Genomic DNA, 22,702 nt, shown 5'->3' with positions numbered 1-22,702 from the left:
ACCCGCAACCCCTTTTTTGGGTTTATTGATCTTTTTCTGCATTTGATGAATTTTCTGTTAAAATCAGCGGGTTGATTGGCAAATGATGCGTTGCCATCGGGTGTTTGGGTACGATTGTTGCTCTTACTATAGGTAAGTATCGCAGCCCTCTTGAGTATGGCCGTACTTATCCACAGGGGCTGAGTTTGTTCAAAGGGCCTGCGTGCCTGTTTGCGCCACCATTTCTGCCCTGCCCCCCGGTGAATCGCTTTGGATTCGTACAAGCCGGCCCGACTCAATCGCTGCTCAATTCAGATAGATTGCCGTTTCCGGCGTTTTGGCAGGCGCAGGGCCAGCAAACCCAGAATCACGGCCATGTAAATCAACGGCTCCAGCTGAAACCCTTTGACCAGCCAGACAAAGTGCACGCCCCCCAGGATCACAGCCAGATATGTCAGCTTGTGAAGCGTTCGCCATTTCGGCCCCAGCTTACGTATCGCGTAATTGTTCGATGTCGCCGCCAGTGGCACCAGACACAGAAAGCCCGCCATTCCGATCGTCACATAGGGGCGTTTGATAATGTCTGCCCAAATCTGGCTTGGGATACCCACATCCAGAACCAGCCAGACCACCAAATGCAAAGACACATATATAAAGGCGAGCAGACCAAGGCAGCGCCGGAACTTGATCAGGTTCAGACCTGCATACCTGCGCAAGGGGGTAATCGCCAAACCGGCGACCAGCAGCTTCAAGGCGATCTGCCCCAACTCGTGTTCGAGTGCCTTGATCGGCTCAACCCCCAAGCCACCGGTCTGGGCCAGATACAGCAACCACGGCACGGGCAGCAGACATAGTATATAGACAACCCATGTCGGCAGTTTGCGAACAAGCCCGTTCACGCGATCCATGATACGCCCCACGATGCCGACCCTGCCCTAGATGTCTTTGGTCAAATCCATACCGGCATACAGCGCCGCGACATCTTCTTCGTAACCGTTGAACATCTCGGTCGGGATACGTTTGGAGAACAATCCCCCGCCGATTGCCCGTTCGCTCGCTTGTGACCAGCGCGGGTGATCCACTGTCGGGTTCACATTACTATAGAACCCGTATTCCCGCGCATTGGCCTTGTTCCAGCTGGTCGCAGGCTGCGTATCGGTCAGAGTGATCTTTACCACCGATTTGATCGACTTGTAGCCGTACTTCCAAGGCACGACCAAACGCAGTGGCGCGCCGTTCTGTTTCAGGATGTCCTTGCCGTAAACGCCGGTGGCCATGATCGTCAGCGGGTGCATTGCTTCGTCCAACCGCAGACCTTCGACATAGGGCCAGTCCAGCACAGGATAGGCAACGCCAGGCATTTCGTCAGGGCGGAGCGCCGTCTCGAACGCGACATATTTCGCGCCCGACTGCACGCCGGCCATGTTCAACAGATCGGCCAGTTCAAACCCGTTCCACGGCACAACCATCGACCATGCCTCGACACAGCGGAATTTATACAGCCGCTCTTCGATGGTCATCGCCTTGAGGATATCCTCGAAGGCATAGGCACCGGGTTTGTCGACCATGCCGTCGATTTCGACCGTCCACGGGTCGATCGTCAACGCCTTGGCGTATTTCGCCGGATCATCCTTGCCGGTGCCGAATTCATAGTAGTTGTTGTAGGATGTGATTTCTTCATAGGTGTTCGGCTCAAGCCCCTCGGGTGCGGCGTTTGCACCGGTGCTGATGCCCGCCAATCCGATACCAGCCAATGCGCCACCCATGATCTGCCGCCGGTTCATGAACGCGGCCTCGGGTGTGATGTCTTTATCCTTAAGCGTATTGATCCAGCGATTGGCCATTTGGGGCACTCCTTACATCTATATACATAGTAAGTAGTGCGCGGTTCAGGATCGACCAAACGGTAAGCGGCTACATTTCAGCAATCACACCGTATTGTCAGCAAAATGCAAAAGGGCCGCAGCAACTGCCACGGCCCTTTTAATACTCTATATATAGTGGCGCTTAGTGAACCGTCGCCTCGTCCGGCTTGGGGCGGTTGCTGGCAGCCACCCTATCGCCGATGATCAAACCGTCAGCACCAGCCGACACAGGGATCAGATCGCCGTCCATCACATCCCCGGCCAGGATCATCTCGGCCAGCGGATCTTGCAGCGCGCGTTGGATCACCCGCTTCAAAGGCCGCGCGCCGAACACCGGATCATAGCCTTCGTCGGCAAGCCACTGCTTGGCACCCGCGTCCAGTTCAAGCCCGATCTTGCGACCCGCAAGACGCTTGAGCAGGCGGCCGATCTGGATATCGACGATCCCGTTCATGTCCTCGCGTGCCAGACGGTCAAAGATGATCGTTTCATCCAGACGGTTCAGGAACTCGGGCCGGAAGTGCCCGCGCACTGCATCCATCACTTCGCGCTTGGCCTGCGCCATGTCGCCACCTTCGGGCAGCTGGCTCAGGGCCTGCGCACCAAGGTTGCTGGTCAACACGATCAAGGTCTGTTTGAAATCAACCTTGCGGCCCTGACCATCGGTCAGCACACCATCGTCCAGAACCTGCAACAACACGTTGAACACATCCGGATGCGCCTTTTCGACCTCGTCGAACAGCACAACCTGATAGGGCCTGCGCCGCACGGCTTCGGTCAGCACACCGCCTTCGTCATACCCGACATAGCCCGGAGGGGCACCGATCAGGCGCGACACGGCGTGTTTCTCCATGAATTCAGACATGTCGATCCGCACCATCGCGTTTTCGTCGTCGAACAGGAACTCGGCCACGGCTTTGGTCAGCTCGGTCTTACCCACGCCTGTTGGTCCAAGGAACAAGAAACTGCCCAAAGGCCGCGCCTCGTCATTCAGACCGGCGCGCGCACGGCGTACCGCGTTTGCGACAGCTTTCACCGCCTGGTTCTGACCGATCACACGGTTGTGCAACTGGTCCTCCATGCGCAACAGCTTGTCCCGCTCGCCTTCCAGCATCCGGCCGGCAGGAATACCTGTCCAGCGTTCAACCACACTTGCGATCTGGTCGGGGCGCACCGCCTCTTCCACCATCACATCGGTTTCGCTTTCCTCGGCTTCGCCCAACTGACGCTCCAAATCGGGAATGACGCCATAAGACAGCTCTCCGGCCTTGGCCAAATTGCCTTCGCGCTTGGCGATCTCCAACTCGGCCCGCGCACGGTCCAGCTTTTCCTTCAGCTCGCGCGCACCTTCAAGACGGTCGCGCTCCCCTTGCCATTGCGCGGTCATCGCATCGGCTTTTTCCTGATAATCGCCCAGCTCTTTCTCGAGCTTCTCAAGGCGATCCTTGCTGGCGACGTCATCTTCTTTCTTCAACGCCTCGGCTTCGATCTGAAGCTGCATGATCTGACGGTCCAGCGCGTCCAACTCTTCGGGCTTGCTGTCGACTTCCATCCGCAAACGGCTGGCGGCTTCGTCCATCAGGTCAATCGCCTTATCAGGCAGGAAACGATCGGTGATATAGCGGTGCGACAAGGTCGCCGCCGCCACCAGGGCGCTGTCACTGATCCGCACACCGTGGTGCAGTTCATACTTTTCTTTAATACCACGCAAAATGCTGATCGTGTCTTCGACCGTAGGCTCCTCTACCATTACGGGCTGGAACCGCCGGGCAAGGGCCGCGTCTTTTTCGACATATTTACGGTATTCATCAAGAGTGGTCGCACCGATACAATGCAGTTCACCGCGCGCCAACGCAGGCTTGATCAGGTTGGCCGCATCCATTGCGCCCTCACCTTTGCCCGCACCGACAAGCGTGTGCATTTCGTCGATGAACAAGATCACTTCGCCCGCGGCTTCGGTCACTTCAGTCAGGACGGCTTTCAGGCGTTCCTCGAATTCACCGCGATATTTCGCGCCAGCAATCAGCGCCCCCATATCGAGCGCAAGCAGACGTTTGTTGCGCAGGCTTTCAGGCACGTCACCATCCACGATCCGCAAGGCCAGACCTTCGGCAATTGCCGTTTTACCCACGCCGGGCTCACCGATCAGAACCGGGTTGTTCTTGGTCCGACGGCTCAGCACCTGCATGGCGCGGCGAATTTCTTCGTCCCGGCCAATGATCGGGTCGATTTTGCCTTCGCGGGCACGTTCGGTCAGATCAAGACTGTATTTCTTGAGCGCGTCATAGCCTTCTTCGGCACTTGCCGTGTCGGCTGTACGGCCTTTGCGCACATCATTGATCGCGGTGTTCAGCGCTTGGGCTGACACCTTGCCATTGTCCAACGCATCTTTCGCGCCCGACTTGACCATGCACATCGCCATCAGAATGCGTTCAACCGGCACAAAGCTGTCGCCCGCCTTTTTGGCCAGCGCCTCTGCCTCGGCCAGAACTTTGGCTGTGGCGTTATCAAGATAGACCTGCGCGGCATCGCCAGTCACTTTGGGCATCTTACCCAGCGACAGCGTCAACGCTTCGACCACTCTGGCCGGATTACCGCCAGACGCCGAAATCAGATTGCTCGCGAGCCCCTGATCATCATCCATCAAGGCTTTGAGCAGATGCTCTGGCGTCAGCCTTTGGTGGCTTTCGCGGGTCGCAATCGTCTGGGCGGCCTGAATAAAGCCGCGTGATCTCTCCGTGAACTTGCTCAAGTCCATGGTTCTCTCCTTTTCAAATAAGCGCCCGTTCGCATTGACGCCTGAATAGCAGCACGCCGTTGTGTGGGCCTTGACCTAAATCAAAGGTCTAAGCGCGCGCGTTTCAAGAGGACAGTCTTACAATAATATCCGCCCCCGATTTTAGCCCGACATCATGATCAGCGAAAAATGGCCCAGAAACGAAGTGGTTGGAAACATTCACTTAAAACCGCGTTTCGCAAAAAACCGCCTATGGCAAGTGAAAACTCAAGCCGCCTCAATTGACTGTTTTTAATGTGAAATTTATATTTATCCACACAGACAACGGGGGTGAATGGAACTTTTTAGCCACAGGTGCGTTTCCATTTCGAAGCCCCAGAAAACCACCGCTTCGAAACGACGACAGACTTACGGAATCAATGAGGTACGACACATGCAGACGCGCCCAATTCAGATGAACGACGTAATCTATAACGCGGCCGAGCAATGCTTTGAGGCGCTGGTGATAGTGCATGACGGCGACTGCTCTCGCAAATATGCCTGTTCGATCAACGCCCCGATTTCGACGTCATTCGCAGACGCAGCCGCTGGCCTGAGCAAACAAGCCGTACGTCGCCATATGTCGCGCGGCGGGATTTATAGCGAATTGCAGATCCAGTCACCGGCCCCGCGCGCAGGTCGCCCGCGGTTCGACGCCAAGGCGTGGCTTGCCCATGTTGTGACGCTACCCGGCCTGCGCGCCGCCTAGCATAGTCGCCTCGGATTTTTGATTTGCGGACCTGCCTTTGTACCCGCCCCGGTACAAAATCCGCAACGCCAGAGACATCTGCCTGCCTGCACAGTCTCTGACCACTGAACCCGGAAAACGCCTGCCGCGTTTTCCGGGTCTTTTTTCATTCCAATGGACTCTGACAACGGGGCACCGTAAAGCACATCCGTTTGCCAATGCCCCAAAAGCACGGAGTGCCCCCATGTCTGATGATCGCCTAATCGTAGCCCTTGATGTTCCTCACGCTGTTGCGGGGATGGAGCTTGCCCAGAAGCTGGGCGACAGCGTCGGGTTTTACAAAATCGGTCTGGGGATGCTGACCGGCGGCGGCCTTGGCCTTGCCAACGAGCTGATCCAGGAACATGGCAAACGCATCTTTCTGGACATGAAGCTGTTCGACATCGGTGCCACTGTCGAAGCTGCGGTGCGCGGTCTGGCCCAGTTTGATCTGGATTTTCTGACGGTCCATGGCGACCCCCATGTGGTGCGCGCCGCAATGCAAGGTGCCGCAGGGTCGCGCACCAAGATCCTTGCCGTGACGATCCTGACCTCGCTGGACCGCGCCGACCTTGACGCCGCCCTGATCCAGCAAGGCGATATTCCCGATCTGGTCGCCACCCGTGCGGGCCGCGCCTTTGACGCCGGTGCAGATGGCGTGATCGCATCCCCCCAGGAAGCCGCGCTGATCCGCGCATTGCCCGAGGCGGCAGGCCGGTTGATCGTCACCCCCGGCGTGCGCCCCCAAGGGGCTGCATTGGGCGACCAAAAGCGTGTGGCCACCCCGCATCAGGCCATCAAGGACGGCGCGGATCACATCGTGGTTGGCCGCCCTATCTGGCAATCCGAAGACCCAAGCGCCGCCGCGCGCGCCGTACTGGCCGAGCTTCCCTAAGACCGCCGAGACAAGCTATTGACTGTGTTAATTCGGTAACAGAACAATTTTTACAGTCGCAAAACGGGAATTCTGTCTTTGTAGAAACCCATTGGTATGGCAACCTTACTTTGGTGATACTCCCCGACGAACAGGTTCTTCCTGATGTTCGTCACCTCCCCCCGCAGCGTTGCGGGGGGTTCTTTCCCTCCCCTCCCTCTCGAAGCAGGTACAACCGTAGGCGGTGCTGGAAAGTCGGCACGGCTCGTTCATGGGCGATATAATCGGCATCCGTCATCAACTTCCAACACTGGCCTTCGTCGCCGAAAACAATCGCATCAGAAGTGGCCGCAGGCAGGTGCCCGACGAAAAACCAATTGGTTACACCGCGTTGCACGAAGGCCCGCTGCCAGACAATCGCGGCCTTCGGCAGCATCAGTCCCAGCTCTTCGAAACACTCGCGCTGAACACAATCGAACGGGGCTTCGCGCCCCTCACGACCACCGCCCGGCAAATCCCAGCAAGCCGCAAACGGCAGCCCTTCGTGGTCATCGCGCAGGATGACAACCAACCGGTCCCCCAGATACAAAGCGATCTTTGCGCCGCCAAATGCCATGTTCAAGCGCTTGCTCCTGCGTTATCTTGTGTGGATCATCCGTAGGCCCCAAAACCCCTTATGCCCGCTCTTTGCCGCGATTGCCTGTCCCAAATTACACCCGCGCGCCGCTGCCCGGCCTGTGGCAGCCCCCGTGTGACATCACACCCCGAACTGTTTGATCTGTCGATCGCACATATGGATTGCGATGCCTTCTATGCGTCGGTCGAAAAACGCGACAACCCCGCGCTGAACGGCAAGCCCGTCATCATCGGCGGCGGGCGGCGCGGTGTGGTATCGACCGCCTGCTACATCGCCCGGATCAAGGGGGTGCGATCGGCGATGCCGATGTTTCAGGCGCTCAAGCTGTGCCCCGAGGCGGTGATCATCACGCCGCGCATGGATGCCTATGTCGAAGCGTCCCGCGCCATCCGCACCATGATGGAGGAACTGACCCCCGCGATCCAACCCCTGTCGCTGGACGAAGCATTTCTGGATATGACCGGCACCACCAAACTGCACGGTGCCCCGCCCGCCGTCATGCTCGCAAAGCTGGTCCGGCGGATGAAAACCGAACTTGGCCTGACCGGATCAATCGGCCTGTCGCATAACAAGTTTCTTGCCAAGGTCGCATCTGATCTGGACAAACCCCACGGGTTTTCTGTGATCGGTCAGGCCGAAACGATGACATTCCTGAAAGACAAACCCGTCAGCATGATCTGGGGTGTCGGTGCTGCCACGCTCGCATCGCTGAACAAGGCGGGCATTCAGACCTTCTCGGACCTGTTGCGATGGGAACAAACCGATCTGATCGCCCGCTTTGGCAGCATGGGTGACCGTCTGTGGCATCTTGCGCGGGGTCAGGACAAACGGCGCGTGTCTTCTCAAGAGCCGATAAAGTCGATCAGCAACGAAACCACCTTTAATGACGACACCTCAGAACCCGACCTGCTGGACGGCCATCTATGGCGCATGGCGCAAAAGGTGGCGGACCGCGCCAAGGCCAAGAACCTTGCGGGGCGGGTTGTTGTCCTCAAGCTCAAACGCGCCGATTTCTCGCTGATTACGCGGCGGGTGTCGCTATATGACCCGACGCAGCTGGCCGACCGTATCTACCGCACAGCGCGCGGGCTGTTTGATCAGTTGAACGACCCAGGCCCCTATCGCCTGCTGGGCTGCGGTATCTCGGACCTGAGTGATGCCGATGGTGCCGATCTGTCGGGTGACCTGCTGGACCCCGATGCCACCCGCCGCAGCAAGGCAGAGCGCGCAACGGATGCGATCCGGAACCGGTTTGGCGACAAGGCGATCGTCAAAGGCCGCGCGCTGCGCTGATTACGCTGGTTACTCAGCCGCCAGCGGGACGCGCCCCTGGCCGATCTGCGCAATTTCAGCGACGACCGCTTGCAGCGCCTTTTGCACGGTCTCGAAATTTTCATTCGGGCGCACCAGTGCTTCGTTCATATAAAGCGACCGGTCCAGTTCGATCTGCACCGCATGCTGCCCCCGCGACGGCCGCCCGTAGGTCTGCGTGATATAGGCCCCGGCAAAGGGCGTGTTGCGGGTCACGTTGAACCCCGCAGCGGTAAAGGCGGCCTCGATCCGGTCCACCACATCGCCACTGGCTGCTGCGCCAAAACGGTCGCCAATCACCACATCGGGCCGCTTCATCCCGCGCAAGGCAACGCCGTCCATCGCCTCGTGCGGCATCGAATGGCAGTCGACCAATACGGCCTGGCCATGTCGCTGATGCGCCGCGCCCAGCAATTGTTGCAGCATCGCGTGATAAGGACGCCAATAAGAATCGATACGTTTCTCGGCCTCTTCGAGGGATATTTTGCCGCAGTAAATCCCGCGACCATTCGCAACAACCCGTGGAATCACCCCAAGACCAGAGGCAACACGCGGATTATGCCCCTGCCTGCGCACCCCTTCGATCAGGGCGGGGTCCAGTTCTTCGCAGGCGCGATTCAGGTCGACATAGGCCCGCGGCACGCCCGCCATAAGAAAAGGCGCGCCATATTCAGGGGCTGCATTGAACAACAAATCAACGAAAGCATCCTCGGACGAACGGATCGCATGATCGTCCAAAACTGTGGAAGACAGGAAGGAAAAGCTGTAATTACGGCCCGAATGAGGGGACGCAAACACCACACAAGAGCGGTTCCGGTCAGGGTGAATGACTTCGTAAGCGACCTGTGACATGCAAGCTCCTTTCAAAAACCAACATAGCGCATGTTTTTACAAAGCCAAAACCCCTTGATCATACCTGCGACTCTATTTATAGCCCCCCTATCGGCGCGGAAATTTGCGCCCCTTTTTTGTTGGGGGGCAGGCTTTCGGGCTACATAGGGGGTGATTAGCTCAGCGGTAGAGCACTTCGTTGACATCGAAGGGGTCACTGGTTCGATCCCAGTATCGCCCACCACCTAATTCATTGGTCCAGCACTCGCTGGACTGCCCGCAACCCGGCGCTGGCCCGCGCCACGACAAAGGAGAACGACCATGAAGGTTCGCAATTCGCTCCGCTCGCTCAAAAACCGGCACCGTGACTGCCGCGTTGTGCGTCGCAAAGGCCGCGTTTACGTGATCAACAAAACGCAGCGCCGGTTCAAAGCCCGTCAGGGTTAAGAACTGCTCGCATCCAGTTAGAAAGGCCGTTCCTTCGGGGACGGCTTTTTTCGTTTAAGGGCTGAAATATCGGACATGCGGACAAAGCCGCCTATTGTGTTGCGCGGGCAAGCTGACAAAATCCAAGCCACACCTGATGTTTTCCACCTGACCCAAGAACGGATCGCTTCTTGAAAACGCGCCTTTTAAAAATCTTGATACTGGCGGTTTTGAACAGCCTCTGCCTTGCGATCATCAACGATGTCGCGCTTTCTCTATGGGGCAGACCGCGTGGTGTCAGTTTTGGGATAATGCTTTATTATCTATGGATTTTCCTCAGCGTTCAGGGCTTGGCAACTATCGCCCTATTCTACTTCGTCGGGCCCAAAACCTCAATTTTCGCTTCGTTTTTCCTTATTCTTTCGATCGCCTGGTTCTTGTTTCCGGGCAGTTTCAGCCCCGCCTACGTGGCAGTCGTTCTCGGGGCCGCGATATTATCCGCATTGTTTTTCCTGCGCGAAGCAAGGCATCGGGCCCGGCGGCAGAACGAGCCGCTTTAGCCAGCAGACATTCCCCCACTAATGCGTCGGCCACCCTTGCGCTCCCTCTCACACAGCCTAGGTTCCTGTCAGACATAGAATTCTGAACCGAGAGGGACCTCCATGACCGATCTGCCCGACTACACGCCCCCCGCCGTCTGGGAATGGGAAAAAGGCAATGGCGGTAAATTCGCCAATATCAACCGTCCTGTCGCGGGTCCGACATCCGAGAAAGAGCTGCCCATCGGCAAGCATCCGATCCAGTTGTATTCGCTGGCGACCCCCAACGGCGTGAAAGTCACCGTTCTGCTTGAAGAGCTTTTGGCCGCAGGTCACGAGGGCGCGGAATACGACGCGTGGCTGATCAACATCGGCGAGGGTGATCAATTCGGGTCCGGCTTTGTTGACGTGAACCCGAATTCAAAAATTCCGGCGATGATGGATCATTCCGGCGACAAACCGCAGCGGATTTTCGAATCTGCGTCGATGATGCAGCATCTGGCAGAAAAATTCGGGGCCTTCCTGCCCAAAGACCCAAGCCAGCGCACCGAATGCATGTCGTGGCTGTTCTGGCAAATGGGCAGCGCGCCCTATCTGGGCGGTGGCTTTGGCCATTTCTACGCCTATGCGCCGGTGAAGATCAAATATTGCATCGACCGTTTCGCGATGGAAACCAAGCGCCAGCTTGATGTGCTGGACCGCCACCTGGCCGACAACGAATATATGGCCGGCGACTATTCAATCGCGGATATGGCGATTTGGGCGTGGTATGGTCAATTGGTGCTGGGCCGTTTGTACGAAGCGGCCGAATTCCTTGATGTGGCGTCCTATAAAAACGTCATGAGATGGGCACAGACAATCGACGCGCGCCCTGCCGTTACACGCGGCCGCATGGTCAATCGCCCCTTTGGCGAACCCGAAATGCAGCTGCATGAACGCCATGACGCAAGCGATTTCGACACCAAGACCCAGGACAAGATCGGCTCCTGAACCAGAAAACCGGCGTTTTGCTGCTATAAACGCGGCAAAACGCTTATCAAAGTATTTTAGTCAAGAATACCTTGAAACACCGCGCCGAATCTGTTTCTTACTGATTTAGTAAGTTTTAAAAAACAGATGGACATTTTCATGACCCTGACTAAATCCGCTCTTGTTGCCACGCTCATGGCCTCAGCCGCCCTGCCCGCCTTTGCCGAAGGCCAGCTGAACATTTATTCCTCGCGTCACTACGACACGGATGAAAAACTCTACTCCGACTTTACCGAACAAACCGGCATCACAATCAACCGGATCGAAGGCAAAGCCGACGAATTGCTGGCCCGTATGCAGGCCGAAGGGGCGAATTCCCCCGCCGATATTCTTGTGACAGTCGACACCAGCCGCCTGAGCCGCGCCAAGAACATGGGCCTGCTGCAATCGACCGACAGTGACATCCTCGAGGAACGCATTCCCGCAAACCTCCAGGACAGCGACAATGAATGGTTCGGCTTTTCGCAACGTTCCCGCATCGTCTTTTACGCCAAGGATACCGTCGATACCCCGCCAATGACCTATCTTGAACTGGCCGACCCTGCGTTCAAGGGCAAGGTTTGTATCCGGTCGTCCTCCAACGAATATAACCAGACGTTGCTGGCGGCGATGGTCACGCATTACGGTGAAGAAAAAGCCACCGCATGGGCGCAGGGTGTCGTCGACAACATGGCCCGCGCACCACAGGGCGGTGACACCGACCAGCTGCGCGGTCTGGTGTCCGGCGAATGTGATATTGCCGTATCCAACACCTATTACTTTGCCCGCGCCCTGCGCACCGACGTGGATGGCGTCAGCGCTGAAATCGACAAAATCGGCTGGGTCTTCCCTGATCAGGACGGCACCGGCGCTCATATGAACCTGTCCGGGGCTGGCGTCGCAGCCAACGCGCCCAACCGTGACAACGCGGTAAAGTTCCTCGAATACCTGTCGTCTGACAGCGCGCAGGTCTATTTCTCGACCGGAAACGACGAATTCCCGGCGGTCAAAGGGGTCGAGCTGGCTGAATCAGTCGCAAAGCTGGGTGAATTCAAAGCGGATGAAGTGAACCTTTCCGACGTGGCGGAGAACATCCCCGCAGCGCAAAAGATCTTTGACGCGGTGGGCTGGGAATAACGCCCGCCCCCACGCCTGATTGAACGATAAAAGGCCGCATCGACACAGCGTCGATGCGGCCTTTTGCTTTTCCAGACCCAAATATGTGCCGTTAGTGAACCCCCGTACGGGCCGCGACCCTAGCGTTGCCGCCCGACCTGCCGGCAGATCAGGATCACCGGCAGCAGCCCCATCGCCACAATCACCAGCGACGGCACCGCAGCACCGTCCAGACGTTCGTCACTGGCCAGGCGGTACGCCTGCACCGCAAGCGTGTCATAGTTGAAGGGCCGCATGATCAGCGTCGCGGGCAGTTCTTTCATCACGTCCACAAACACGATCAACAGCGCCGTCAACAGACTGGGCGACAGGATCGGCAAATGCACACGCCGCAAGGTGCCGACCGGGGTTTCACCCAAGGACCGTGCCGCCGAATCCATATTCGCATGCACCATCGATTGCCCGCCCTCGTAAGCCCCCAAAGCCGCTGCCAGAAACCGCACCATATAGGCCGCGACCAGCAGCCAGATCGACCCCGTGACCAGCAACCCTGTCGAGATATCAAAGGTGCTGCGCATCCATGCGTCGAGCGTGTTGTCAAAGGCCGCAAAGGGCACCAGCAAGCCCACGGCGATCACCCCGCCCGGCACCGCATACCCCAACCGCGCCACATAGGCCGCGCCGTTGGACAGCTTGCCCGGACGCAACCGCTGAAAGAACCCCACGCAAACCGCCGCCATCACGGTTAACACAGCAGCGATCCCCGCAAGCGTGACGGAGTTGCGGATGAACCCGAGGTAGCGGGGGCTGAGCAGGTCTTGCTCGGAGCCGATGCCCATTGAAAACAGGATCACAACCGGCAGCGCAGCCCCCAACAGCACCGGCACGCCACAGGCAATCAACGCCACGGCCGCGCGCCAGCCGTTCAGTTGCAGCGGTGGCATCGCCACGGCGCGGCGCGAGGGGTCGTGGTATTTCGCCTTGCCGCGCTGGATACGCTCAAGCATCGCCAACAGCAGCGCAAAGCTGAGCAGGCACAGCGCCAGTTGCGCGGCACCGGCACGGTCGAACAGGGAAAACCAGCTGGTATAGATGCCCGTTGCAAAGGTCTGGACGCCGAAATAGGAAACCGTCCCGAAATCCGCGATCGTCTCCATCACCGCCAGCAACACGCCGCCCGCAATGGCAGGCCGCGCCAGGGGCAAGCTGACCTTGTAGAACGCCACCCACGCGCTGCTGCCCAAGGCACGCGCGGCAAGGAATGTCGTGGCCGATTGCTGCAGAAACGCGGCGCGGGCCAGCAGGTAGACATAAGGGTAGAGCACCAAGATCAGCATCAGCGCAGCACCGCCCAGCGATCTGATCTCGGGGAACCAGTAATCGCGGGGGCCCCAGCCGGTCACATCGCGCAGCGATGTTTGCACGATACCGGGGTGATCAAGCACATGGGTATAGGCATAGGCCAGCACATAGGCGGGAAAGGCGAGCGGCAGAACCAAAGCGATCTCGAGAACCTTGGCCCCCGGAAAGCGGGTCATCGTGACCAGCCACGCAGCCCCCACCCCCAAGGCAAATGTCCCCCCCGCCACGATAACCACCAGCAGCAACGTGGTGCCGGCATAGGCGGGCAGAACCGTGTCCAACAGGTGGCGCACGGTTTCGGTGCCCCCGACCAGAGCAGCCAGCAGCACCGCCAGCATCGGCAGCGCACAAGCCGCAGCAATCGCAACGGCAACGCCTGCAAGAAAGCGCAACCCGTCACGGGGGGCTTTCACAAGGGTTTCAGCAGGGTTTGTCTGGCGCAATGTCATAGGTTCGGTTTCGACTATTTTAGTCGGAAATACCAGCGGGCTGCGCAAAATTATCGTTCCGGCCGGTGCGACGTGGTGCCGCCTTCGGCGAGGATATTTAAGAGCCAGAGAACAGGGGTGCCATCAGTCGTAGCTGCGTTGGTCTTCGATAACGAGGCCGTCTTTGGGCAAGGTGCCGGGGTCGACGATCACGATCGTGCCTTTGAGTTTGAGCACATCAACCACAGTTTGCGCATAGGCGTCAGCATCACCGCCGGTGGCTTCGATCTGCACGGTCATCACGTCTTGTTCACCGGCGCGGCTCGCGATGACGCGGGCCTTGGTGATCTCGGCGTGGTGGGCGACAAGGGCGGCAACCTGTTCGGGGCGCACAAACATGCCTTTGATCTTGGTGGTTTGATCGGCGCGGCCCATCCAGCCTTTGATGCGCATATTGGTACGGCCACAGGGCGAAGTGCCCGGAAGGACGGCGCTGAGGTCGCCCGTGGCAAAGCGGATCAACGGGTAGTCGGGGTTGAGCGTGGTCACGATGACTTCGCCGACTTCGCCAGCGGGGACGGGGTTGCCCGTGCCGGGCGTGACGATTTCGACGATGACGCTTTCATCGACGATCATCCCCTCCATCGCGGGGGTTTCATAGGCGATGTTGCCCAGATCGGCGGTCGCATAGCTTTGCAGGCAGGTGATGCCGCGGCCGGTGTAATAGTCGCGCAAGGACGGGAAGAGCGCGCCGCCCCCGACTGCCGCCTTGGTGATGCCAAGGGTCACACCCATTTCATCGGCTTTTTCGAGAATGATCTTGAGGTAGTCGGGCGTGCCGGCATAGGCGGTCGTGCCGACATCGCGCGCGGCGATCACCTGAAGTTCAGTCTGGCCGGTGCCTGCGGGCAGCACGGCAGCCCCGACAGCCTGCGCGCCGGATTCAAAGATCATGCCCGCAGGGGTCAGGTGATAGCCAAAGCAGTTCTGCACGATATCACCCGCCCCGATGCCAACCGCATGCAGGAACCGGCCCATGCGCCACCAGTCGGGCGCGTTAGACGAGGGTTCATAGATCGGGCCGGGCGATTGGAACACATGGGTGAAGCCATGGGCAGGTTTGGTCGTAAATCCGCCAAAGGGGGCCGAGGTCGCTTGTGCCTTGCCCAGTTCGGATTTGCGCAGAACCGGCAAGGCAGCAAGGGCGTCAGCACTGGTGATGGTCGCAGGGTCGATCCCGTCGAGTGATCCGGCATAGCCCGGCAAGGCTTGGGCGCGGGCGATCTGTGCGGGCAAGGCCTGCGCAAGATCGGCGGCGCGCGCTGCGGCGCTGCGGGTCTCAAGCTCATCGAAGTGGGACGTCTGTGCCATGTTGCTTACTCGCAATTCATGTGAAGGTCAGGATCGGTGGCAAGGGTCGGGTTAGCTGAGCCAGCGCTTGCGGCGGCGGTAGCTGCGCACGTCGCGGAAGGATTTGCGGCCTTCGTCGGACATGCCGAGGTAGAATTCCTTGACGTCCTGATTTTCGCGCAAGTCAGCGGCGGGGCCGTCCATCACGACACGACCGGATTCAAGGATGTATCCGTAATGGGCAAAGCGCAACGCCACGTTGGTGTTCTGTTCAGCCAGCAGGAAAGTCACGCCTTCCTGTTCGTTTACCGATTTCACGATCTCGAAAATCTGTTCGACCAACTGCGGGGCCAGACCCATCGAGGGTTCGTCCAGCAGGATCGTTTCGGGGCGTGACATCAGGGCGCGGCCAATCGCGCACATCTGTTGTTCACCGCCCGAGGTATAGCCCGCCTGGGATTTGCGCCGTTCGCGCAGACGCGGGAAATATTCATAAACCATCTCGAGATCACGCGCGATCGCGGCCTTGCCGTCACTGCGGGTATAGGCCCCGGTCAGCAGGTTCTCTTCGATGGTGAGGTGTTCGAAACAATGCCGGCCTTCCATGACCTGCACGACACCGCGTTTGACCATGTCGGCGGGGTCGGATCTATGCACCGGTTCGTCACGGTATTTGATCGACCCTTTGGTGACTTCGCCGCGTTCGGAGTGCAGCAGGTTCGAAATCGCCTTGAGCGTCGTCGTCTTGCCCGCGCCGTTGCCGCCAAGCAAAGCCGTGATACCGCCCTTGGGGACCTTCAGGCTCACGCCTTTGAGCACCAGAATGACCGAGTTATAGATCACTTCGATATTGTTGACCTCAAGAAGGGTCTCGACCTGCGCGTCGGGCGTTGGGGTGGCGTCCAGCATGGGTGTCTCTTTCATAGATGGCGGTTGTCGGGATGCGGCGAAACGGGCCGCCGCATCCCAAGTCAAAGGCTTGGCTTAGCAGCCCGGTGTGATGCCGGTTTCAGCTGCGAAGGCCGCTGCGTCTTCTTCGATCAGCGGTGTCAGCACGTCCTGGTCGGACTGCTCGTAACCTGTGATCAGGCTCCAGCTGTCAGCCGCTGCATCCCACTGGGATACGGCAACAAGACCGTTACCACCGTGGTTTTCGCAAGAAACACTGAACTCGGGACCAAAGTTCGGCAGACCCAATCCGGCCATCTTCGCTTCGGTGATTTCCAGTGCTTCCATACCGTCACGCATCTGTGCAGGTGTCAGCGCCGTTGTGTTGTGGATGCCTTGGGCTGTTTTCGCAGCTTCGGCAGCCAACATCGCGGCATAGAGACCACGGTTGTACAAAGCGGTACCGATCTGGTCGCCCGCACCGGCAGCTTTGCCCGCATCAACAACAAACTTCTGGATGTCCGCAAAGACGGGGAAGTCGCTGCCCACGTTGTGGAATGTCAACGCTTTGTAGCCATTGGCCGCTTCGCCCGCTGGACGCACGTCGTTTTCAGAACCGGACCACCAGATGCCGATGAACTGGTCCATCGGGTAACGGATGTTCGCCGCTTCCTGAACGGCAACCTGGTTCATAACGCCCCAGCCGTACATGATCACGTTGTCAGGCTTTTCGCGGCGGATTTGCAGCCACTGCGATTTCTGCTCCTGACCGGGGTGGTCAACGGGCAGCAAGGACAGTTCAAAACCGTGCTTCTTGCTCAGCTCTTCCAGGGTGCGGATCGGCTCTTTGCCGTAGGCAGAGTTGTGATAGACCAAAGCGATCTTCTTGCCCTCAAGGCTGCCACCGTTCACGTCCAGCAGGTGCTTGATCGCGACCGATGCGCCATCCCAGTAGTTCGCAGGGTAGTTAAAGATGTTCTTGAACACAGCGCCGTCTTTGGCGGATGTGCGGCCATAGCCCATCGAGTGGACAGGAATGCCGTCAGCGGTCGCTTTGGGGATCAGCTGATAGGTGATGCCTGTGGACAGCGGCTGATAAACCAAAGCGCCTTCGCCTTTGGTGCTTTCATAGCATTCCACACCTTTTTCGGTGTTATAGCCGGTTTCGCATTCGATCATGCGGATCGGTTCGCCACCGATGCCACCATCACGCTCGTTCAGCAGCGTGAAATAATCCGCATAGCCATCCGCGAAGGGGATACCGTTTGCGGCGTAGGGGCCGGTGCGGTAGCTCAACGATGGAAAGACAAGCTCTGCCATTGCCGGGCCTGCGGCCAATGTGACGCCAAGCGCCAGTGTGGTCAGTTTCAGTTTCATGTTCATCGGTGTTTCCTCCCTTGGATATGTCCGATAGTGCCGGGTTTGCCCGGTCGTCTTCTTCGGCGTGGGTCTCCTCCCCCGCCATGTGCCGTCCCCTAGTGCGGGAAGGGCCACAATCTCAGTTTTTCCTTGGCGACGCGCCACAGTTGGGCAAGGCCGTGCGGTTCTGCGATCAGGAACACGATAATCAGCCCCCCGACGATCACAAGCTGCAAATGCGCCACGATATCCGTGGGCCAGCCCAGCCAGTCCACGCCAACGATCTTGAGCACGACCGGCAGCAGCACCAGAAACGCGGCCCCGGCAAAGCTGCCAAAGATGGACCCCAGCCCGCCGATGATGATCATGAACAACACCAGGAATGATTTCTGGATACCGAACACTTCGCCAACCTCGACAGCGCCCAGATAGATCGAAAAGAACAGTGCGCCCGAGATGCCGATAAAGAACGACGATACCGCAAAGGCCGTCAGCTTGGCCCGCAACGGGTTCACGCCGATGATTTCAGCCGCGATATCCATGTCACGGATCGCCATCCATTTGCGCCCCACCGACCCGCGGGTCAGGTTGCGTGCGACATAGGCGCTAAAGATCACGAACATCAGACAGAACAGATAGGTCGCCCAGGCTTGGGTATTCGCGCCGGTGATGTTGATGCCCAGAAAGGTACGCTCGGGTGCGCTGATCTGACCCGATGCCGAATAGTTGTAAAACCACGGCACCCGGTTGAACAGCCACACAAGAAAGAACTGCGCCGCCAGTGTCGCCACCGCCAGATAGAACCCCTTGATCCGCAGTGACGGCAAACCGAACAGCACGCCAACCGCAGCCGTAATCAGACCCGACAGCAAGACATGCACCAGCATGCTCACATCGGGAAAGCTGGTCATCAGCTTGTAGCAGGCATAGGCCCCCACCGCCATGAAACCACCGGTACCCAAGCTTACCTGCCCGCAATACCCCACCAGAATATTCAACCCGATCGCCGCGATGGCATAGATCAGAAACGGCAGGAAAAGCGAATTCACCCAATAGTCGTTGATCATGAACGGGATCACGAAAATGGCGACAAACAGCACAAAGTAATAGCGGTACCGGTCAAACTTGATCGGAAACGTCTGGCTGTCTTCTGCATAGGTGGAGCTGAAATCCCCTGATTCACGATAAAGCATCAGACGCGCTCCTCATTCCAAATGGTTTTAAATCCTGGGGCCCGAACGATACACATTGGCAGAGCCCCGGTCCGACGATTGCCATGACTAAACACGTTCAATGATCTTCTCCCCAAATAGACCCTGCGGACGGAACACGAGGAAAATCAGCGCCAGCATATAGGCAAACCAGTTCTCGGTCGCACCGCCAAGGAAGGGCGCGCCAATCAGGAATTCGAACAGTTTCTCACCCACACCGATGATCAAACCACCGACGATCGCACCGGGGATCGAGGTGAACCCGCCCAGCATCAACACCGGCAAAGCCTTCAACGCGATCAGCGACAGCGAAAACTGCACGCCCGATTTCGTGCCCCACATGATGCCGGCCACAAGGGCGACAAACCCGGCCAGCGACCACACAAGGATCCAGATAAAGTTCAGCGAAACCCCGACCGACAAGGCCGCCTGATGGTCATCCGCCACAGCCCGCATGGCGCGGCCCTGCTTGGTATATTGCGCGAACATGACCAACCCGATGACCAGCAACGCGGCGATGATGCTCGCGACAATATCAAGGTTGTCGATAAAGAAGCCGTAGCCCAAGACCTCGAACGTGGTCTCGTCGATCCATGTGTTGATGCCCTGCGGCAGGCCCACATCCATTGATTTGATGTCAGACCCCCACATCAGATCGCCGACGCCTTCAAGGAAATAGGCCAGACCGATGGTCGCCATGAACAAGATGATCGGCTCTTGGCCAACCAGATGGCGGAACACCAAGCGCTGCACGACATAGGCCAGCGCGATCATCACCACCATGGTCAGCAAAATCGCCAGAAACGCCGGAACGTTCCAGCCAAAGTGATGCACATCGGTGCCGAACACGGCGTTGATCAAGTGGCTGAAGGGCACCTGCCCGTCCATGATCCCGGCCAGCGTCAGCGCCGCAAAAAGCGCCATAACGCCTTGGGCATAGTTAAAAATGCCGGATGCTTTGTAAATTAGAACAAAACCCAACGCGACAAGCGCATAAAGCACCCCCGCCATCAGACCGTTCGCGGTTACCTCTAGGGCAAAGGCCAGTTGCTCAGGCATATCAGACCCTCCAGTTCGCAAAGTTTAGGTCAAAATCAGTCATCATGTGCGACCCCCAGATAGGCGTCGATGACGTCTTGGTTGTTGCGCACATCGTGCGGCGAGCCGTCGCCGATCTTTTTGCCGTAATCCATCACGACCACGCGGTCGCTCAGGTCCATGACCACGCCCATGTCGTGTTCGATCAGAACAATCGTCGTGCCGAATTCGTCATTCACATCCAGAATAAAGCGGCTCATGTCCTCTTTTTCCTCGACGTTCATCCCCGCCATCGGTTCATCCAACAACAAGATCGACGGCTCGGCGGCCAATGCGCGGGCCAGTTCGACCCGTTTTTTCAATCCGTAAGACAAGCGCGAAACCGGCGTCTTGCGGATCGCCTGAATCTCAAGGAAATCGATGATCTTCTCGGCGACTTCGCGGTTCGCAGTCTCTTCACGCTCAGCCTTACCCTTCCAGAGGGACTGCCAGAACAAACCGGTTTCCATATGGGTCAAACGGCCGGTCATGACGTTATCCAGAACGGTCATCCCTTCGAACAACGCGATGTTCTGGAACGTCCGCGCGATGCCCTGCTCGGCCACCTGAAACGGTTTCATCGCGGCGCGGCGCGCGCCTTTGTACCAGACTTCGCCATCCTGCGGGACGTAGAACCCGCTGATCACGTTCAACATGGAGGATTTGCCCGCGCCGTTCGGCCCGATGATCGCGCGAATTTCACCTTCGCGAATATCAAGCGAAATGTCTTTGATCGCCTCCACACCGCCGAACCGCAGGGTGATGTTTTTCATCTCCATCACCACCGGGCCGATCTGGCGACCATCCGCTGTGACGTAGCCGTCAGCCTGATCCTTCATGCTACACCCTCTTTCCAAATGGTCTTAAAATCCACTGCGCAACCCATGCGCCCGAAAACGCCACTCATGATGCTCATGCTGCGGCCTTCTTCTTGCGATTATCTGCGAATACCTTGGCATCGCGCACTTCCAATGTGGCCGCAATCGACCCTTTTCGCCCGTCTTCATAGGTCACTTCCGTGACCGTGCTGACCGACGGCGATCCATCGTAAAGTGCGTTGATAATGTCTTCGAACTTTTCGCCAATCACCTTGCGGCGTACCTTGCGGGTGCGTGTCAGTTCACCGTCATCGGCGTCCAGTTCCTTGTGCAGCACGACAAAGCGGTGCACCTGACAACCCGACAACATCTCGTCTTCGGCGATGGATGCATTGACCTCTTCCACATGGCTTTGGATCTGGTCCATCACCTGCGGATGCCGCGCCAGTTCCTGATAGGACGCATAGCCGATGTTGTTGCGCTCGGCCCAGTTGCCCACGGCGGTCAGGTCGATGTTGATAAACGCGGTGCATTCCGTGCGACCGTTGCCGAAAACAACCGCCTCAAGAATATTCGGGAAGAACTTGAGCTTGTTTTCAACGTATTTCGGCGCGAACAGGCTGCCATCGGCCATTTTGCCAACGTCCTTGGCACGGTCGATGATGCGCAGATGGCCTGTGCTTTCCTCGATAAAGCCCGCGTCGCCGGTGGCGACCCAGCCTTCAGCATCCTTGGTATCTGCGGTGCTTTCGGGGTTCTTGTAATATTCGACGAACACGCCGGGGCTGCGGTAGAACACCTCGCCATTCTCGGCGATCTTCAGTTCCACGCCGGGGCAGGTCACGCCAACCGTGTCACTGCGCACTTCGCCATCGGGCTGCGCTGTGATGAACACGGTCGCTTCGGTCTGACCGTAAAGCTGTTTCAGGTTGATCCCAAGCGACCGGTAGAAATCAAAAATTTCAGGCCCAATCGCTTCGCCCGCAGTATAGCCCACGCGCACGCGGCTCAGGCCCAGCGTGTTTTTCAGCGGGCCGTAAATCATCAATTCGCCAAGACCGTATTTCAGCCGGTCCATCAGACCTACGGGTTTGCCATCCAGAATGGCGGGGCCAACCTTGCGTGCGACTTTCATGAAACGGTCGAACAGCCATTTTTTGAAACGGCTGGCGTCTTCCATGCGGATCATGACGCTGGTCAATTGTGTTTCAAACACGCGGGGTGGTGCGAAATAATAGGTCGGTCCGATTTCGCGCAAATCGACATGCATCGTGTCAGCGGATTCAGGGCAGTTGGTGCAGAACCCCGTCCAAAGCGCCTGACCCACCGAGAATATGAAATCACCAACCCATGCCATCGGCAGATAGGCCAGAATATCATCGGTCTGGCGCAGGTGATCGAATTCAGAAGACGACTTGGCCGTTTCAATAATATTGCGGTTGCTCAGCACAACACCCTTGGGCTTGCCCGTGGTGCCGGAGGTGTACAGCATGACGCCGGTGCTGTCATAATTCAGCTTGGCCTGACGCGCTTCAAGCTCCTTGATGTGCTTGTCGCGGTTCTTGCGGCCCATGTCCTGAACGGCAGCATACTGGTCCAATGCAGCGTGGTCGTATTTGCGCAAACCGCGTGGATCAAGATAGATGATGCGTTCGAACTGGGTCAGCTGGTCTTGAACCTCAAGCACCTTGTCGACCTGTTCCTGATCACCAGCGATGACAAAACGGGCACCACAGTGGTCCAGCACATAGGCCATCTCTTCGGCGTTCGCGTCCTGGTACAGCGGCACGGGCACGGCACCTACCATTTCGGCTGCCATCATCGCCCAGTACAGGTACGGGCGGTTGCGGCCGATGATGGCGATGAAATCACCCTCGTTGGCACCAAGCTCAAGAAAGCCAAGGGCAAGCGCTTCGACCTCGTCGCGCGTTTGCGACCAGGTCCAGCTTTGCCAAATACCAAATTCCTTTTCGCGGTACGCAGGGGCGTTCGCGAATTGCTTTGCATTGCGGTGCAACAACGCCGGAACGGACTGCGGTCCGTCGGCGCTCACAAGCTTGTAAGCCAAATGTCTTCCTCCCAAGTCCTGCTCTTTATCGGCAGGTCGATCACTGGTGCGA

Annotated in this window: 20 protein-coding genes and 1 tRNA gene; 8 read left to right on the top strand and 13 right to left on the bottom strand. The window is 58.1% G+C overall.

Features of this window, described 5'->3' with window-relative positions; genetic code table 11:
- Positions 1 to 290 precede the first annotated feature (290 nt).
- The 3 genes from msrQ to clpB all read right to left on the bottom strand — a co-directional run bounded on the left by msrQ (position 291) and on the right by clpB (position 4,602).
- Complete coding sequence (gene msrQ, locus HGT1_RS06190; RefSeq protein ID WP_176249044.1) at positions 291 to 887, bottom strand: protein-methionine-sulfoxide reductase heme-binding subunit MsrQ; 597 nt, start codon at positions 885 to 887, stop codon at positions 291 to 293.
- A gap of 27 nt (positions 888 to 914) precedes the next feature.
- Positions 915 to 1,823 carry a protein-methionine-sulfoxide reductase catalytic subunit MsrP gene (gene msrP / locus HGT1_RS06185; protein ID WP_176249043.1) on the bottom strand — a complete coding sequence of 303 codons (909 nt, stop codon included), beginning with the start codon at positions 1,821 to 1,823 and terminating at the stop codon, positions 915 to 917.
- A 163-nt stretch (positions 1,824 to 1,986) separates the two neighbouring features.
- Complete coding sequence (gene clpB / locus HGT1_RS06180) at positions 1,987 to 4,602, bottom strand: ATP-dependent chaperone ClpB (RefSeq protein WP_176249042.1); 2,616 nt, start codon at positions 4,600 to 4,602, stop codon at positions 1,987 to 1,989.
- 412 nt (positions 4,603 to 5,014) lie between these two features.
- Between clpB and HGT1_RS06175 the strand changes: the two genes are divergently transcribed.
- The gene (locus HGT1_RS06175) at positions 5,015 to 5,329 is read left to right on the top strand and encodes an orotidine 5-phosphate decarboxylase (RefSeq protein ID WP_176249041.1); all 315 of its coding nucleotides are present in this window, start codon (positions 5,015 to 5,017) and stop codon (positions 5,327 to 5,329) included.
- A gap of 223 nt (positions 5,330 to 5,552) precedes the next feature.
- On the top strand, positions 5,553 to 6,242 hold the full coding sequence (gene pyrF, locus HGT1_RS06170) for an orotidine-5'-phosphate decarboxylase (RefSeq protein WP_176249040.1): 690 nt from the start codon (positions 5,553 to 5,555) through the stop codon (positions 6,240 to 6,242).
- A gap of 151 nt (positions 6,243 to 6,393) precedes the next feature.
- Here pyrF and HGT1_RS06165 read toward each other — a convergent pair whose 3' ends face one another.
- Positions 6,394 to 6,837, bottom strand: coding sequence for an NUDIX hydrolase (locus HGT1_RS06165; protein WP_176249068.1), 444 nt, complete (start codon positions 6,835 to 6,837; stop codon positions 6,394 to 6,396).
- A 60-nt stretch (positions 6,838 to 6,897) separates the two neighbouring features.
- On the opposite strand from HGT1_RS06165, the gene HGT1_RS06160 reads away from it, so the two are divergent.
- Positions 6,898 to 8,151: a DNA polymerase IV gene (locus tag HGT1_RS06160; RefSeq protein WP_176249039.1), complete on the top strand. Its 1,254-nt coding sequence runs from the start codon at positions 6,898 to 6,900 to the stop codon at positions 8,149 to 8,151.
- Positions 8,152 to 8,160: 9 nt separating this feature from the next.
- Here the strand turns inward: HGT1_RS06160 and HGT1_RS06155 are convergent, their stop codons facing one another.
- The gene (locus HGT1_RS06155; RefSeq protein ID WP_176249038.1) at positions 8,161 to 9,021 is read right to left on the bottom strand and encodes an N-formylglutamate amidohydrolase; all 861 of its coding nucleotides are present in this window, start codon (positions 9,019 to 9,021) and stop codon (positions 8,161 to 8,163) included.
- A gap of 148 nt (positions 9,022 to 9,169) precedes the next feature.
- Between HGT1_RS06155 and HGT1_RS06150 the strand changes: the two genes are divergently transcribed.
- The 5 genes from HGT1_RS06150 (at position 9,170) to HGT1_RS06130 (ending at position 12,110) form a co-directional block, all read left to right on the top strand.
- Positions 9,170 to 9,244: transfer RNA gene (locus HGT1_RS06150), tRNA-Val, on the top strand.
- Positions 9,245 to 9,321: 77 nt separating this feature from the next.
- A complete protein-coding gene (gene ykgO, locus HGT1_RS06145) occupies positions 9,322 to 9,447 on the top strand; it encodes a type B 50S ribosomal protein L36 (RefSeq protein WP_005850168.1) in 126 nt (41 codons plus the stop codon).
- Positions 9,448 to 9,617: 170 nt separating this feature from the next.
- Positions 9,618 to 9,986, top strand: a complete 369-nt coding sequence (locus HGT1_RS06140) for a hypothetical protein (protein WP_176249037.1) — start codon at positions 9,618 to 9,620, stop codon at positions 9,984 to 9,986.
- A gap of 102 nt (positions 9,987 to 10,088) precedes the next feature.
- Positions 10,089 to 10,955 (top strand): glutathione-dependent disulfide-bond oxidoreductase, encoded by an 867-nt coding sequence (gene yghU, locus HGT1_RS06135; RefSeq protein WP_176249036.1) that lies wholly within the window; start codon positions 10,089 to 10,091, stop codon positions 10,953 to 10,955.
- Positions 10,956 to 11,093: 138 nt separating this feature from the next.
- A complete protein-coding gene (locus tag HGT1_RS06130; protein WP_176249035.1) occupies positions 11,094 to 12,110 on the top strand; it encodes a Fe(3+) ABC transporter substrate-binding protein in 1,017 nt (338 codons plus the stop codon).
- 119 nt (positions 12,111 to 12,229) lie between these two features.
- Here the strand turns inward: HGT1_RS06130 and HGT1_RS06125 are convergent, their stop codons facing one another.
- From HGT1_RS06125 to HGT1_RS06090, 8 genes are all read right to left on the bottom strand, one after another.
- Positions 12,230 to 13,900, bottom strand: a complete 1,671-nt coding sequence (locus HGT1_RS06125; protein ID WP_176249034.1) for an iron ABC transporter permease — start codon at positions 13,898 to 13,900, stop codon at positions 12,230 to 12,232.
- A 123-nt stretch (positions 13,901 to 14,023) separates the two neighbouring features.
- A complete protein-coding gene (locus HGT1_RS06120) occupies positions 14,024 to 15,250 on the bottom strand; it encodes a phenylacetate--CoA ligase family protein (RefSeq protein WP_176249033.1) in 1,227 nt (408 codons plus the stop codon).
- Between the two features lie 51 nt (positions 15,251 to 15,301).
- Complete coding sequence (locus tag HGT1_RS06115; protein ID WP_176249032.1) at positions 15,302 to 16,138, bottom strand: ABC transporter ATP-binding protein; 837 nt, start codon at positions 16,136 to 16,138, stop codon at positions 15,302 to 15,304.
- Between the two features lie 75 nt (positions 16,139 to 16,213).
- Complete coding sequence (locus tag HGT1_RS06110) at positions 16,214 to 17,494, bottom strand: ABC transporter substrate-binding protein (protein WP_176249067.1); 1,281 nt, start codon at positions 17,492 to 17,494, stop codon at positions 16,214 to 16,216.
- 98 nt (positions 17,495 to 17,592) lie between these two features.
- On the bottom strand, positions 17,593 to 18,669 hold the full coding sequence (locus tag HGT1_RS06105; RefSeq protein WP_176249031.1) for a branched-chain amino acid ABC transporter permease: 1,077 nt from the start codon (positions 18,667 to 18,669) through the stop codon (positions 17,593 to 17,595).
- Between the two features lie 87 nt (positions 18,670 to 18,756).
- Entirely contained in the window at positions 18,757 to 19,746 is a 990-nt protein-coding gene (locus HGT1_RS06100) for a branched-chain amino acid ABC transporter permease (RefSeq protein ID WP_176249030.1), read from the bottom strand.
- Between the two features lie 35 nt (positions 19,747 to 19,781).
- Entirely contained in the window at positions 19,782 to 20,603 is an 822-nt protein-coding gene (locus tag HGT1_RS06095) for an ABC transporter ATP-binding protein (protein ID WP_176249029.1), read from the bottom strand.
- Positions 20,604 to 20,676: 73 nt separating this feature from the next.
- Positions 20,677 to 22,650: an AMP-binding protein gene (locus HGT1_RS06090; RefSeq protein ID WP_176249028.1), complete on the bottom strand. Its 1,974-nt coding sequence runs from the start codon at positions 22,648 to 22,650 to the stop codon at positions 20,677 to 20,679.
- Positions 22,651 to 22,702: the final 52 nt, after the last annotated feature.

It is taken from the genome of Sulfitobacter sp. HGT1, from assembly GCF_013282155.1.
In the GTDB taxonomy this organism is placed as follows: domain Bacteria; phylum Pseudomonadota; class Alphaproteobacteria; order Rhodobacterales; family Rhodobacteraceae; genus Sulfitobacter.
Note: the sequence above shows the minus strand (reverse complement) of the source record. Positions and strands in the feature narration are given on the sequence as shown.